The following is a 15,615-nucleotide window of genomic DNA, read 5'->3' as shown; positions in this document are numbered from 1 at the left end:
ACTACCTTGTTTTTGGGTCCAACAACAATAAACGTGTGGAGACAACAACGATGCAAAGCAACAAGTTAAGAATGGCAATCCGTGCAACGGCGGCAGTGGCTGCGATCGGCATGAGCGCCCAGGCCAGCGCGGTCAACTTCAAGGCGGGGGATTACGATTTATCGCTGTATGGCTATGGCCGCCTGAATGCGTCTTACGACGTTGACAGCAACCAGGCACTGAGCACGCGTTCAGGCTCATACGCTGGCCTCGCAGGAAACGACGATGCGGCGGATGGTCACTTCGGCGCGGACGCCTTCCAAAGCCGAATCGGTTTGACGACCGTCTCACCAGAGGGCGTCAAGGTGAACGTAGAGGGTGACTTCCGCGGTGGCGGTGGCGGCTCCTTGCGGCTGCGTCACGCTTATGGTGAGTACAATGGCGTCTTGATGGGCCAGACCTGGTCTAACTTCAACAGCTTCGTAGGTAACACCTCAACTCTGGATTTTGATTCTCTGCCCGGTTTGGCAGGTCTGCAAGGCCGTGTGGCCCAGGCTCGCTATACCACTGGTCCGCTGTCGGTGTCTCTGGAAGATCCTCAAGCGTCTCTGATTGGTGCTACTGCGGTATCAGCTCCGGGTGTTCAGGTTGGCGTTGATGGAAATGGCGATCCCATTTTCGCTGGACGAGCTACAGCAAGTACCCAGAAAGAGAGCCTTCCCGCTTTAACAGCCAGAATGCAAGATTCCGCCGGTGGCCTGTCATACTCTGCAGCAGTACTTGCACACCAAGTCGGATTTGATGATGGGACCAACGACGACACCGCCTTCGGCTTCGCAACCTTCGTTGCGGCCAAAATGGCTCTGACCGACATGATCACTATCCAGGGTACCCTGAGCTATACGGATGGCGCGAACAGCTACCTGTATCGCTCCGGTGAGAATTTCGGTGCAGCCAGCGCTTATGTTAACGGTAACAGCCTTGAGACCATCTCTGGCTATGGTGGTTCCGTTGGCGCCGGCCTGAACCTTGGCGGCGGCCGCAGCATCAACATTGGCTACGGCTACGTTGAAGTTGATTGGGACGACGCTGTCGATGATGGCATTGATGTCGCTGACGAAAGTGAAAAGAACCAGGCTGTAATGGCTAATTACCAGTGGACTCCGATCAAAAACGTCATGATGGGCGTTGAGTACCAGTTCCTGAAGCGTGAAAACGTGGACGGTACCGACGGTGATGCCAGCCGCATCCTGTTCGCTGCGCAGTACAACTTCTAACCCTTCCTGTTAGAAGTTAACTCAGAATTACCCCGGCTTCGGCCGGGGTTTTTCGTTCCAGGTTGGTGCAGTTTGCACCGCCGTGTATCACCAAGCTAACCCGCCCCGAACGACGCCTTACACCAACCCAAATAATTCAAGATGTTAGCCGCTCCTGATTCGTTGGCACGACTGATGCAAAGTTCTGATTGCAAAGCCGGCCTCCGCAACGCTGCCCGGCCTCTACTGTCGCAACCCCATGAGGTGACACCATGAAAATAGCGCAAAACCAGTCTGTTCTGTTCGAGCTTACCCAGCCTTCTGAAGCCATTGCCATGCAGGATCTGCACGACTATTTCGATTGGATGTTCTTTGCTAACTGATCAAACCAGCAGCAGGCCAGCGGCCAAGGCCCTGACCTGCTGCTGAGGAACTCTATTAGCCAGCCCGTAATCGGGTGCGTACCCCACGGGTGGTCATCACACCCAGCACTTCCATTAACGACAGAATCCCCCGGTCATGCTGTTTCGGCGCCTTGCCACGGGCAATGCGGCCGATCTGCCGTGTGTACCAGCTCACTTCCATCAGGGCCATATCGTCGATCAGGCGGATACCGGTTTTAATGGGTTTCACGGCGCTGGTGACCTGATTGCCGGCCATAATCCGATTCGGCAGATCCGGCTCAACCACTAACGGCCGGGCCAGGCCCACCAGGTCCGTCGCGCCGGAGGCGATGGCCTGGGCCATGCCGGTTTCGGTGCGGAAGCCACCGGTTACCATCAGCGGTACGTCGGTCAGCTCACGCACTTTCTCTGCGAATTCCAGGAAGTAAGCCTCCCGCGCCAGGGTGCTGGCTTTTACCTCGCCGTCTTCCGCACCCTTGGCCATGGCCGGGTTCTCGTAGTTGCCGCCGGAGATTTCCACCAGGTCAATTCCCTCCGCCACCAGTGCCTTAATCACCGCCAACGATTCGTCCTCGGTAAAACCGCCACGCTGGAAGTCTGCGGAGTTCAGTTTGATGCCGATATTGAACGCTTCACCGCAGGCTTTCCGGATAGCCCGGTACACTGCCAGCACAAAGCGGCGGCGTTTCTCGGCAGAGCCACCCCACTCGTCTGTGCGCTGGTTGTGATGGGGCGACAGGAACTGGCTCACCAGGTAGCCGTGGGCGCCGTGAATCTGCACACCATCGAAGCCTGCCTTCTGGGCAACGGCCGCACTGCGGGCAAAGCGCTGGATGATGTCTTCTATTTCCGGGCCGGTCAGGGCGCGGGGTGTGGCGAACATGCTGCGGAGTTCTTTTTTGAACGGAATCGCGCTGGGCGAGACCGGGTCTTTGTTGAGCATTTTGGGGCTTTGCTTGCCGGGATGGTTCAGCTGCATCCAGATCTGCTTGCCACCCTGCTGCCCGGCCTTGGCCCAGGCGGTCAGAAGCTCGAGATCGCTTTCATCCTCGACAACCACATTCTGGGGCTCGCCGATGTGCCGGCGGTCGATCATCACGTTGCCTGTAATCGACAGCCCGGTGCCACCTTCTGCCCACGCTCGATACAGGGTTGCCAGCTCTTTGGTGGGGTGGTTATCAATGGTACCCAGGGTCTCGCTCATGGCGGACTTGGCAAAGCGGTTGGGGATGACGGAGCCGTTTCGCAGCTTAAGCGGGGTGGAGAGCAGTTTCGCGGGATTCATGGGAGCCTCATGTCATTGTTCTGGATGTTCATGGGGCTGATAGTGGATGGCTCGCACCCCGCAGACATTGGCCGAGGAGACAGCCTTTCAGCGGAATAGCGGGACCAGACCTTACCGGCAATGGCCCCGTTTATGGTGTGCTACCGCGCTCAGAAAAAGGCCTGGATGCCAGTCTGGGCCCGGCCAAGAATCAGCGCGTGTACGTCGTGGGTGCCCTCGTAGGTGTTCACCACTTCCAGGTTCACCAGGTGGCGGGCAACACCGAACTCGTCACTGATGCCGTTACCACCGAGCATGTCGCGGGCCAGGCGCGCCACGTCCAGCGCCTTGCCGCAGGAGTTGCGCTTCATGATGGAGGTTATCTCCACCGCCGCCGTGCCTTCGTCTTTCATCCGGCCCAGGCGCAGGCTGCCCTGCAGGGCCAGGGTGATGTCCGTTTGCATGTCCGCCAGTTTTTTCTGGATCAGCTGGTTGGCGGCCAGCGGTCGGCCGAATTGTTGGCGGTCCAGCACATAGCGGCGAGCGGTGTGCCAGCAGTCTTCTGCGGCACCCAAGGCACCCCAGGAGATGCCGTAGCGGGCGGAGTCCAGGCAGGTGAACGGGCCTTTGAGACCTCGCACATCGGGGAAGGCATTTTCTTCCGGCACGAAGACGTTATCCATCACGATTTCACCGGTGATGGACGCCCTCAGCCCCACCTTGCCATGAATGACCGGGGCGCTCAGCCCCTGCCAGCCTTTCTCCAGCACAAAGCCCCGAATCTTGTCGTCATCGTCCTTGGCCCAGACCACAAACACATCCGCAATGGGGCTGTTGGTGATCCACATCTTGCTGCCGGTCAGGCGATAGCCGCCGTCCACTTTTCGGGCACGGGTCATCATGGCACCGGGATCTGAACCATAGTCCGGCTCGGTGAGGCCGAAGCAGCCAATCCATTCACCGGAGGCCAGCCTGGGCAGGTATTTCTGGCGGGTTGCTTCGTTACCGAATTCGTAGATGGGCACCATCACCAGTGAGGACTGCACACTCATCATGGAGCGATAACCAGAATCCACACGCTCGATCTCACGGGCGATCAAACCATAACTCACATAATTGAGGCCACTGCCGCCATACTGCTCCGGCAAGGTGGCACCCAGCAGGCCGTTCTCGCCCATTTCGCGGAAGATGGCAGGATCGGTGTGCTCGTTACGGAAGGCCTCCACCACACGGGGGCGGAGTTTCTTGTCAGCGAACTGCCGGGCGCTGTTGCGCACCATGCGTTCGTCTTCAGAGAGCTGCTGGTCGAGCAGCAGGGGGTCTTCCCAGTTGAAGCTTGGTTTGTTGGCCATGGGTATTGTCACTTTAACGGTATTGTTACGCCCACTATCGCTTTAGCCCGGCCCGGTTTCAAGCTGCCGGAAGGCCCGCAACAAATCACAAATTCCGGAACCGACAGGCGCAGCAATGTGACATCACCATCCGGGGCATATAAAATTCCTAAGCATTGAAGCAAGAAGCTTCTCTCAGCCATTGATAAGGAACGTCACCATGAGCAATCTGGCCCATAGCCGCCTTTCCGACGGCCCTCCCTGCACCTTCTGTGATTTCATCGTTGCTGTGGTTGGCACCAAGCACAGCCAGGAGCAGCGCCCGGTGGTTTTTCAGACGGCAGAAGCCCCGTTCCCCGGGGTTGCACGGCGCCTGCCGGATGGTATCCAGAAAAGTTATCTGCGCGAGGTCAGCAACGCGGAATCCGCCCTGCACATCTGGCCCTGGCGCAATCAGCCTGGCAGCCGGGCGGTGCTGGAGGTGGATGCAGAATCCGGCGCGCCGATTCACCTTCCGCTCACAGATGCCCCGGCGCCCGAAAGCAGCCATTCCGAAACCACCGCCAACATCCTCATGCCCACCGTGCCCATGGCCTGGGTGCGGGGAATGAATCATGAAGGCAAGCACCTGACCTGGCCGGCTCTCGCCCGCCCCGGGTTTCTGTATCTGTTCCGCAACGGCATGCTCTGGCGAGAGCTGCAAATCGCCTGGGAAGGCAACCGGCCGCAATTCCGCGACGTAAGGCTCGCGGACCATCGCACGGAAGACGGACAATTTACCGAAGACCGCCGCCCCGCCGTGGGTAAACCGCTGGCTGATGTGTGGGTACCCGTGCGCCTTGACCGCCAGGATCAGTCCCTTGAAGCCGCCTTCAGCGAATCTCCCCTCTCTGCGGCACGGCTGAATGGCCTGCAGAGCGATTCCGGGCTTCGACATTACCGGTGCAGCCAGTTCCGGGACCTGTACCCCGCCGACCAGCCCCAGATGGGCTTTGCCCGCTGGCCAGATGCCGCTAAACGAACCGTATTCCGATTAGACAAAGTTGAAGCACAAAGGCCCAGGGCACCCGCTAAAGAATGGCAGTTTGAGCGGCCCTGGGAATACCTGGCCGATACCACCGGAACCTACGCCGGCAAAGCACTGGATATGGCGGCCAGCCTTTATGAAGAGTGGAATGCCGGTGAGCGCACCGGGCCCCTGGCCCCCTTCGAACACCCCGAGCCGGCCGCGCTCGGCATTGCGATTCAAAAAGATCTGGACCGCGCTAGCGAAACCCCAGCGAAGCGACCATTCAGCTACGATGAGTGGCGAACCAGCGATTGCCAGACAGACGCCCTTGAGGATTTGAGAAACCGGGGCGTGTGCGGCCTGCGCATTGAAGATCATTTTTACGAGATGCGGCACCAGCAAGCACGCATCAACACGGCGCGCCATCTGCTGGAACTGTGTGCCGAAAAAGCCCGTAAAAATCCGCAACTGGAAAACGCCCTCCTGGTAAACCAGATCATCCTGCCGGGCCGGATCGGTCGCCAGAAGAACCCGCTGTTCAAATACAGCCTGGCGTTGCCCTCCAGCGGCCGGCAAAAGATTCGCCGGGTGCTGATGACCGAAGAGCGCACCCTGGGCCAACACTACCTGACCCTGGCCCAGGCCGAACTGCTGCAATGCCTGAAACGCCAGCCCTATCAACAAGCCCTGGCGGACCTGTTCAGCACCAAAGGTTTCGACTATGCCGGTGCTTTCCGTTGCGCCGGGCATTTTATCAGCGACACCCTGGAGCCCGCCTGCAAGCAGGACCCACTGGACCCGGAACACAGCCAGCCCAGCCCGGACAGCGACGGCAAGGCCTGGGTAAGGTCGCTTTGTACCGAGCAGGCCGCCGCCAGTGCCTCGCGAGAGGAAGTCTCTCTCGCCCGCATGTTGTGGCCGCAAACCACACCAGACAGCCAAACCGAACCCTACCAGCCCCCGGAAACGCCCGAACCCAACGATGGCACGGGTGTATTCCGGGGCTCCGCCCTCGCCGCCCTGGAAAAGCTGGATTTGCCGGAGGATTTGAGCGAAATACTGACGGTGGAAGGACTGCGTTTAGCGGATGACATTCAAAGCGGCGCACTGACCACACTGATGCTCGCAGGCATGAATTCCGGCATGAAGGCATTGGACAGCTCGCACAGTGAACTGCACCAGTCCATCCGTTCCGCCATGGCCGCACTGGAGAACAACGACCGACAGCTACAGAACCTGACCGACGAACAAACCCGTCTGGCTCAACGACGCGCAGCCCTGAAAGCCGAACACGACGCGGCCAGCCGGGAATGGATGAAGCGCAACAGCGACCAAGCATTCAGGAAAGAACAGGCCGCCGCCAAAGCCCTCAAAGACTTCGATGACGCCAGTGCGCGGTTGGAACAGCAACACGTCCAAACCCGGCAGACTATCCAGCAGCGCCTGATGGCCCAGCGCATTGCCGCCATGGCGAACCCGATGGAAGGTATACGCCAGGCCATGCCTGAACTGTTACCCGATTTGAGGCAAATGACACTGAGCGACGCCATTGCCCAAGGCAAATACGTACTCGGTCTGGAAGACCTGGGGCCAGATGGCGCACGCTATAACCCGGAAACACCCGCCGCAGGCAAGGCCCTGGTTTGGGTTCTGAGCCGGGACAAGCCCACCACCCAGGCTATCCAGGCACTGACCCGGGCCGAGAATCAGCTGACCCTGGCACGCCGGGCCCTGGCCGAAGCCAATGGCAACCATGAAGAACTCAAGGCGAAGTTGCAGGCGGCCCAGAGCCGGTACAATCAGGTGGTCGACGAACTGAAACAGACCGGCAGCCGGATTCGGGATATCAACGCGGAGATTCGCAAGCTGGAGGGCGAAGCGAAGGCGCACAGGGTGGACCTCAACGCTGCCGAGCGAGGCCGGTTGCACCGGGTGCTGAATACACCGGCGTTGCCGTTGGTGGTGTTGGCTATTGAGGCGGTTAATGTGGCGAATGCGTTTGGTTCTCTAAAGAGAACATCCCGTGAACGCAGCGGTTATCGAGCTATTTCTGGACTATTGTCTTCTGGATACGGCGGAGCGTTAGCGGCAATTCTTTTGTCTGAGCGCTTTGCTAACGAGGCAACCAGAAACAGGATCGCCTCCGCACTCCAGTATCAATTCAGAGGCGAGGGCGCAAAATTCATCGCAAGAGTCTTCAGGGCAGAAGCTCTCACGGTCAAAATGCTGCTTGGCGGCATAGGAGGACTAGCCCTAACCGGCATCAGCTTTTCTGACACTATTTACACCATAAACACTGGTGATCAGGCAGCTCTCGGCCACGGCATCGTGACAGTCGGCAGTGTCGTGACAACCCTTTCCGCATTGGTACCCGCCCAACTCACGCTACTTGGCATGGGTCCTCTGGGCTGGGCCGGTCTCTGCCTGATCCTTGGGGGTGCGGTACTTGTTGCTCACTATGAAGACGAACCCATAGAGAACTGGCTCAAAAACGGCCCTTTCGGCGAGCATGACGGACTACCGCATCTGCAAGGCGACAACAACGCACTGGAAGCTTGGTACCGGCTGGTCTACTTGCTCTCTCAGGTTCGGGTTTCAATATACCCGATTCCGGAAATCACCCGCGTAACGCTGAAACGCCAGGGGTTGGCCAATCATGATCTTGCCCAGGCAACACATCTCATCCGCCTTGAGAGTAATCTGCCAGGCTTGACCGGCTTCACGGAACAACAAATGACGTTCAAGCTTCAACTGCTTCGCCACCCGATCAGACAAGATGGCAATCACTCTGTTCGCCTGCCCACCCAGCCAGTTCCGGAAAGCGAATTACAAAGTCATATTATTCGGAAAGGTGCCACCCCAGACGGCTACGAATACATTGTCAGAACACCTGCCAGCCATGCGGAAACGACCAAGTTCCTTGGCATCCCTTTCAGCAGCCGCAATGTGAGCTACTCCTGGCAACCAAAAGCCCAAATCCGTGTGGAAACGGGCATCCGGGAACTCGCGTTCCCCGCACCGCCACCCAAAGATTCAACCCTTTACGACGCCAGAGACAATGAGCATACGGAGCCGGACTTCAGCGACAAGAAGCAGCTTTTCTGGATCAATGAATTCAGCAACCCTGGAGCCACGGGATGATAACGGATAAACCTGCATCGGGATACTACGGCCCGGAAGCCTATAACTCCGAACACCTCCCCCAGCAAAAGCGCCCGGCACCGGGCGCCAACCCGGCACTGCCCTGGTTTAACCGAAAAGCCGATCGGAAGCTGCCCTGGGGGCACACAGAGGATGTGGCCCCTCAGTCTTATCGGACGGATTATTCTCCAGCGATGCTCAGACGTTTCGAGAGAGAACCAAATAATTTCGCCAACATTGATTTCCACCAGCGTATTGACCATGAGCGCTATCGCCATGCGACGGCGGCACTGAGAACCCGTATTCTTCTGTTTTTCAATGCATTCGGTAATCCTGTCGTCATCGCCTTTATGATGTTCCCACTCGCCTTAGGGTTCGCAGGCCATATCCATATTCGGCCAAAGAGTGAGCCGTTCGGGGCGACTCTTCTTGCATTTCTCCCAATACTCGCAACGTTCTTAGGGCCCTTAATCGCCTGCAACCTCATCCCCACCGCCCTGTTCAAACTCTTCCCCCGGCAGCTCATCAAGCCCGACAAGGGCCCGCTGTGGGAACTCAATCGTCGCACGGGCCTGGTAACGGTGTTTCACTACGATAAAAAAGGAGTCTGGGGCAAAACCGGCCAACCGGAAGAAGAAACCGCGCCGTTTTACCAGTTTGACGCCTACACCTCCAACGAACTGATCCACGGCGGCGGGGTGGTGCACACCCTGTACCTGGCCCACCGGTACCGCAACATTCTGATCCCCATTGGCACCCTCATCGGTAAAACCAACCCCGAGGAGTGCTACGCCCTGTGGGACATGTTCCAGAACTTCATGGACACCAGCCGGCCCCTGCCGGACATTCCCCTGTGGGAAGAGCATCGCGCCAATGACCCGGTTACCACCGAACACGACCGACGAACCAATCGCCCGCCCCGTTACTGGCGGGACATGGACAACGACACCTGGAAAGAAAAGAATGAGGAGATGGGACTTCAGGTACTGCGGCTGAACACCCCAGGGCGGCTGGATATCATGAGGAATAGTTGGGTGTCCTCACCAAGGCCTCGGCGACAGCGGCCCGTTGCCTCAAGGCAGGCCACTGAGTGAAGAGTATGGAGCCACGGCATGACAACCGATAAACCTGCATCGGGATACTACGATCCGAAGGCCTATGATTCCGAACAGCTTCCTCTGCAAAAGCGCCCGGCACCGGGCGCTAATCCGGCACAGCCCTGGTTTAACCAAAAAGCGGACCGGAAACTGCCCTGGGGTCACACAGAAGATGTCGTGCCGCAAATCATTAGGCGGCGAAATCGTCCCGAAGTGCTCCGGCAGTTCGAGAAAAACCCGACCCCGTTCGGAGACCTGCAGAGCCATCAGCGCATTGACCATGAATGCTACCGAGCTGCCAATGCTGCCGTGAGAACTCGAATTCTGTTATTCATCAATGCTTTTGGCAATCCTGTAATCATTGGTTTCGTAGCCATACCCATGCTCTTCACTTTGGGAGTTTATTACTACGATAAGCCAGCAAGTGTGGGCCATCTTAATTATCTAGCGGACTGGGCCTATTTCGCGGCATGGGTATTTGGCCCCCTTATCGCCTGCAACCTCATCCCCACTGCCCTGTTCAAACTCTTCCCCCGGCAGCTCATCAAGCCGGACAAGGGCCCGCTGTGGGAACTCAATCGTCGCACTGGCCTGGTGACGGTGTATCACTACGATAAAAACGGCACCTGGGGCAAAACCGGCCAGCCAGAAGAAGAGTCAGCACCGTTTTACGAATTCGACGCCTATACCTCCAACGAATTGATCCACGGCGGTGGGGTGGTGCACACCCTGTACCTGGCCCACCGGTACCGCAACATCCTGATCCCCATCGGCACCCTGATCGGCAAAACCAACCCCGAGGAGTGCTACGCCCTTTGGGACATGTTCCAGAACTTCATGGACACCAGCCGGCCACTGCCGGACATTCCCCTGTGGGAAGAGCATCGCGCCAATGACCCGGTCACCGCCGAACACGACCGGCAAACCAATCGCCCGCCCCGTTACTGGCGGGATATGGACAACGACACCTGGAAACAGAAAAACGACGAGATGGCGCTTCAGGTGCTGCGGCTGAACACCCCGGGGCGGCTCGATATCATGCGGAATAGTTGGGCGTACTCACCAAGGACACGCCGGCAACGTAGGGCTTCAGCAGAGTAGATACCTTACGCCAGCCATTAACGGCGACCCGACAGGGGCATCCGTCGGAGGCCGAAAGTCAGAACGAGCCTGATGCTGCAAATTGGTAGGGATTTGGCCAGGCTCAACGCAAAGACAAGAGAGCCGCCCCGCAACTGAAAAGCTACAGAGCGGCTCCTAATTCAGGACTACAGCAACAGGGTACGAATATCCCCCAGCAGCTGCGCCAGCAGGTTGGTAAACCGGGCTGCGTCCGCCCCGTTCACCGCCCGGTGGTCGTAAGACAACGACAGCGGCAGCATCAGCCGTGGCTGGAATGCCTTGCCGTCCCACACGGGCTTCATGGATGCCTTGGAGACACCCAAGATGGCCACTTCCGGCGTGTTCACGATGGGCGTGAACGCGGTGCCGCCAATGCCACCCAGGCTGGTGATGGTAAAACAGGCGCCCTGCATTTCTGCCGGCTTCAGCTGCTTGTCTCTCGCCTTCTGGGCCAGTTCGGCGCTCTCGGCGGCCAGTTCCCACAGGCCTTTCTGATCAACGTCCCGGATCACCGGCACCATCAGGCCATGGGGTGTGTCCACCGCAATACCGATGTGGATGTACTTCTTGCGCACCACCTCTTTGCGCTCCATGTCCAGGGACACGTTGAACTGAGGCAGTTCCGCCAACGCGGCGGCGCAGGCCTTGAGCAGGAACGGCAGCGGGGTCATTTTCACGCCACGCTTTTCGCCGGCCGCTTTCTGGGCCTTGCGGAAGTCTTCCATTTCGGTGATGTCGGCATCGTCGAACTGGGTGACGTGGGGTACGTTCAACCAGCTGCGCTGCATGTTGGTGGCGGTAGCCGCCATCATGCGGGACATGCCTTCGCGCTCCACTTCACCAAACTGGCTGAAGTCCGGCAGCTTCACACCGGGAATGCCGGAACCTGTCGCCACACCCGTGCCCTGCTGGGCCTGCTGAAGCTGACTCTTCACATAGGCGTGCACGTCGTCTTTCAGGATGCGGCTTTTCGGGCCGGAACCCTTCACCCGTGTGAGGTCTGCACCCAGCTCCCGCGCCAGTTTGCGCACGGCGGGGCCGGCATGCACCTTGGTGCCCGGCGCCGGTGGCTCGTAGGTGGAACCCTGGGGCTGGGGCGCGGCTTCCTGTTTGTCGGCTTTTACTTCGGGCTTGCTGCCCTGGCTGTCGGCCTTGGCGCTTTCACCGGAATCTGACGTTTCTTCCTCCTCACCACCATCCTCTTCGATGGTCATTTCCAACAGGTCAACGCCTTCAGAAAGCTTGTCACCTTCCTTCACCAGAATCTTGCCGATCTTGCCGGCATAGGGTGACGGAATTTCCATGGTGGCCTTGTCGGACTCCACGGTGACCAGCGGATCATCCTCGCCAACGGTGTCGCCTTCCGCCACGTTGATTTCAATCACCGGCACGTCATCAAAACCATCCAGCGACGGAACCTTCACCACTTCGGTGCGGGAGCCGCCGGATTTTTTCCTGGGCGCCGGTTTGCTGTCTTCGGATTTGGCCTCGCTTTTACTTTCTGCCTTCGGCTCGAGCTCGTCGGCTTTGTCACTGCCTGCGTCGTCAGAGCCGCCGGCACCACCTTCCATCATGCCGATCACATCGCCTTCCTTGACCTTGTCACCCACCTTCACGGTGATTTTGGTGATCTTGCCGGCGGCGGGCGCCGGCAGTTCCACGGAGGCTTTGTCGGATTCTACGGTCAGAATCGGATCTTCTTCTTCAACGGAGTCCCCTGCACTGACGATGATTTCGATGACCTCGACTTCATCAGCACCGCCGAGATCGGGAACCTTGATTTCCTGTTCACTCATGGCGGTCTCCTTAGCTCAGCACCGGGTTCGTTTTGTTGCGATCGATTCCGTACTTGCGCATGGCTTCGAGAACCTGTTCAAGCTTGATCTCACCATCTTTGGCCAGGGCAGACAGGGCGGTGACGGTGATGTAGTAGCGATCCACCTCAAAGAAGCTACGCAGCTTCTCGCGGGTGTCGCTGCGGCCGAAACCGTCTGTGCCCAGGGTCATAAAGGTTTTCGGGATAAAGGCCCGCAACTGCTCGGAGTGCAGCTTGATGTAGTCGGTGGCAGACACGACCGGCCCCTGGGCTTTCTCCAGGCACTGGGTAACATAGGCTTGGCGCGGCTTGTCGTCCGGGTGCAGGTGGTTCCAGCGCTCTACGTGCTGACCGTCACGGGCCAGTTCGTTAAAGCTGGTGACACTCCACACGTCGGAGGCTACGCCCCAGTCGTCTTTCAGCATCTGGGCGGCTTCGCGCACTTCGTTCATGATCGCGCCGGCACCCAGCAGTTGAACCCTCGGGCTCTTCTTGCGGCCCTTGGTTTCCACCGATTCATACTTGTACATGCCTTTGATAATGCCGTCTTCGCAGTCTTTCGGCATGGCAGGCTGTTCGTAGTTTTCGTTTTCGATGGTCAGGTAGTAGAAGACATTTTTGTTGTCTTCGAACATTTCTTTCATACCATGGCGAATCACCACGGCCATTTCGTAACCGTAGGCCGGGTCGTAGGCCTTGCAGTTCGGAATGGTGTTGGCCAGTACGTGGCTGTGGCCATCCTGGTGCTGCAGGCCTTCACCGTTCAGGGTGGTACGGCCGGCGGTACCGCCAATCAGGAAGCCGCGGGCCTGCATGTCGCCGGAGGCCCAGGCCAGGTCGCCCACACGCTGGAAGCCGAACATGGAATAGAACACATAGAACGGAATCAGCGGGTAGCTGTTGGTGCTGTAGGACGTGGCAGCGGCCATCCAGGTAGCCATGGCACCGGCTTCGTTGATGCCCTCCTGCATGATCTGGCCTTTCTTGTCTTCCCGGTAGTACATGATCTGGTCACGATCCTGGGGCACGTACTTCTGGCCTTCGGAGGTGTAGATACCGAGTTGACGGAACATGCCTTCCATACCAAAGGTACGGGCTTCGTCCGGCACAATGGGCACCACGCGTTTGCCGATGCGCTTGTCTTTCACCAGTGCGCTCAGAATCCGCACAAACGCCATGGTGGTGGAGATGGCTCGGCCGTCTGAGCCTTCCAGCACCTGCTTGAAGATATCCAGTTCCGGAATCTGCAGGGGCTGGCAGTCCTTGTTGCGCTTCGGATAGAAGCCACCGAGATCCTGCCGGCGCTTTTTCATGTACACCAGTTCCGGGCTGTCTGGCGCCGGGCGGTAGTAAGGCACCTCTTCCAGTTCGTCGTCTTTCAGGGGCACGCCGAAACGGTCCCGGAATTCCTTCAGGGTGTCGATATCCAGCTTCTTCAGGGAGTGCGCGGTGTTCTGGGCTTCGCCCGCCGCGCCAAAACCGTAACCTTTGATGGTGTGAGCCAGAATGACCGTCGGCTTGCCGTTGGCCTGGTTCACCGCCTTGTGGTAAGCGGCATAGACTTTGTAGGGATCGTGGCCGCCACGGTTGAGTTTGCTGATCTCTTCATCAGACATGTCCTCAACCAGCTTCGCCAGTTCCGGGTAACGACCGAAGAATTCCTTTCGGGTGTAAGCCGGGCCCTTGAAGCTGAAGTTCTGCAGGTCACCGTCGCAGATTTCATCCATGGCACGCTGCATGGCGCCGTTTTCGTCTTTGGCGTAGAGCGGGTCCCAGTGACGGCCCCATACGACTTTGATCACGTTCCAGCCAGCACCACGGAACACGCCTTCGAGTTCCTGGATGATCTTGCCGTTACCACGCACCGGGCCGTCCAGGCGCTGCAGGTTACAGTTAACCACGAAGATCAGGTTATCCAGGTTCTCGCGGCCGGCCTTGGAAATGGAGCCAAGGGTTTCCGGCTCATCGCACTCGCCGTCACCGATGAACGCCCAAACCTTGCGGTTGTCCATATCGGTCAGCTCACGGCTGTGCAGGTACTTCATCACGTGGGCCTGGTAGATGGCCTGAATCGGCCCCAGGCCCATGGAAACCGTGGGGAACTGCCAGTAATCCGGCATCAGCCAGGGGTGCGGGTAGGAGGACAGGCCTTCGCCGTCCACCTCTTCCCGGTACTTGTCGAGCTGTTCTTCGCTAAAGCGGCCTTCCAGGAAGGAGCGCGCATAGATACCCGGCGCTGCGTGGCCCTGGAAGTACACCAGGTCAGATTCCCGCTTGTCGTCGCCACCGTGGAAGAAATAGTTGAAGCCCACGTCATACAATGTGGCGGCAGAAGAGAAGGTGGAAATGTGGCCACCCAGATCGCCCGGGCGCTTGTTGGCCCGCACCACCATGGCCATGGCGTTCCAGCGGATCAGTGAGCGGATGCGCCGCTCCATGAACAGGTCGCCCGGCATCTGCGCCTGCTTGGCCACTGGAATGCTGTTGCGGAATGGCGTGGTGATGGAATACGGCAGAGCGGTGCCATCGCGGCTGGCGCGCTCAGACAGGCGCTCCAGAATGTATTTGGCCCGATCAACGCCTTCGTTCTCGATCAGAGATTCCAGCGCATCAAGCCATTCACTGGTTTCAATGGGATCATCATCCTGGTACATCAAACCCTCCCCTTGGACTCAAAAGGTGCCTCGTGGGCCACGATCAGCAGCCTGTCACGGTGCAAACTTGAAATGCTGCGATAACCTGCAGTTTTATTGTGGATACATCAGCTTGCGAGAAATGCTTAATAGCGCGTTTGACCTCTCTCAAGCATAGAACAGCTTTCACATTTTTCCTGCCGCGCAGGCCGGCTGCGGGCGGAGCTTTTGGCCCCGAACTTCCCGACACCGGCGGCACTGAGCGCGCCGCACGCCAAAACTTTCGTACTTTTACTACAAAATAAGCCAGAAAAACAAACAAACAGCCGTTTGAAATGCTGAACCACGCCATTTATTTAGATTAGTTACGCAATAATGTCCGGTTTCGATGACTTTCACAACCAGGCATCAGACCAATGTATGAACGCATTGGTACTTACGAATTGCATCGCCATGCTAAACACCTGAACCTTAAACAAATCTGAGATTTTCGGACTATTTCGCCTTAAATTAGCGACGTTCGGAGAACTTAGACGATGAACTCAACCCACAAGCACTGAATT

The 15,615-nt window shown here is 58.2% G+C and carries 8 protein-coding genes; 4 read left to right on the top strand and 4 right to left on the bottom strand.

What is annotated here, in order from left to right:
• The first annotated feature begins 50 nt into the window (after nucleotides 1–50).
• Nucleotides 51–1,256, top strand: coding sequence for a DcaP family trimeric outer membrane transporter (locus ACZ5Q2_RS07600; protein WP_432210289.1), 1,206 nt, complete (start codon nucleotides 51–53; stop codon nucleotides 1,254–1,256).
• 417 nt (nucleotides 1,257–1,673) lie between these two features.
• Here ACZ5Q2_RS07600 and ACZ5Q2_RS07595 read toward each other — a convergent pair whose 3' ends face one another.
• The gene (locus ACZ5Q2_RS07595; RefSeq protein WP_432210290.1) at nucleotides 1,674–2,924 is read right to left on the bottom strand and encodes an NADH:flavin oxidoreductase/NADH oxidase family protein; all 1,251 of its coding nucleotides are present in this window, start codon (nucleotides 2,922–2,924) and stop codon (nucleotides 1,674–1,676) included.
• 149 nt (nucleotides 2,925–3,073) lie between these two features.
• Nucleotides 3,074–4,255, bottom strand: coding sequence for an acyl-CoA dehydrogenase (locus ACZ5Q2_RS07590; RefSeq protein WP_432210291.1), 1,182 nt, complete (start codon nucleotides 4,253–4,255; stop codon nucleotides 3,074–3,076).
• Nucleotides 4,256–4,454: 199 nt separating this feature from the next.
• Between ACZ5Q2_RS07590 and ACZ5Q2_RS07585 the strand changes: the two genes are divergently transcribed.
• From ACZ5Q2_RS07585 to ACZ5Q2_RS07575, 3 genes are read left to right on the top strand one after another with little or no spacing between them, the layout of a single operon-like run.
• The gene (locus tag ACZ5Q2_RS07585; protein WP_432210292.1) at nucleotides 4,455–8,384 is read left to right on the top strand and encodes an ABC transporter permease; all 3,930 of its coding nucleotides are present in this window, start codon (nucleotides 4,455–4,457) and stop codon (nucleotides 8,382–8,384) included.
• A complete protein-coding gene (locus ACZ5Q2_RS07580; protein WP_061330609.1) occupies nucleotides 8,381–9,478 on the top strand; it encodes a hypothetical protein in 1,098 nt (365 codons plus the stop codon). The genes ACZ5Q2_RS07585 and ACZ5Q2_RS07580 overlap by 4 nt, the downstream gene beginning before the upstream one ends.
• 18 nt (nucleotides 9,479–9,496) lie before the next feature.
• The gene (locus tag ACZ5Q2_RS07575) at nucleotides 9,497–10,582 is read left to right on the top strand and encodes a hypothetical protein (protein WP_061330612.1); all 1,086 of its coding nucleotides are present in this window, start codon (nucleotides 9,497–9,499) and stop codon (nucleotides 10,580–10,582) included.
• 167 nt (nucleotides 10,583–10,749) lie between these two features.
• Here ACZ5Q2_RS07575 and aceF read toward each other — a convergent pair whose 3' ends face one another.
• Together aceF and aceE are read right to left on the bottom strand one after the other, a co-directional pair.
• Nucleotides 10,750–12,399, bottom strand: a complete 1,650-nt coding sequence (gene aceF / locus ACZ5Q2_RS07570; RefSeq protein ID WP_061330613.1) for a dihydrolipoyllysine-residue acetyltransferase — start codon at nucleotides 12,397–12,399, stop codon at nucleotides 10,750–10,752.
• A gap of 10 nt (nucleotides 12,400–12,409) precedes the next feature.
• Nucleotides 12,410–15,073, bottom strand: a complete 2,664-nt coding sequence (gene aceE / locus ACZ5Q2_RS07565; protein WP_061330614.1) for a pyruvate dehydrogenase (acetyl-transferring), homodimeric type — start codon at nucleotides 15,071–15,073, stop codon at nucleotides 12,410–12,412.
• Nucleotides 15,074–15,615 lie beyond the last annotated feature (542 nt).

Source organism: Marinobacter alkaliphilus (genome assembly GCF_055394375.1).
This window is presented reverse-complemented; position numbering and strand designations above follow the sequence as displayed.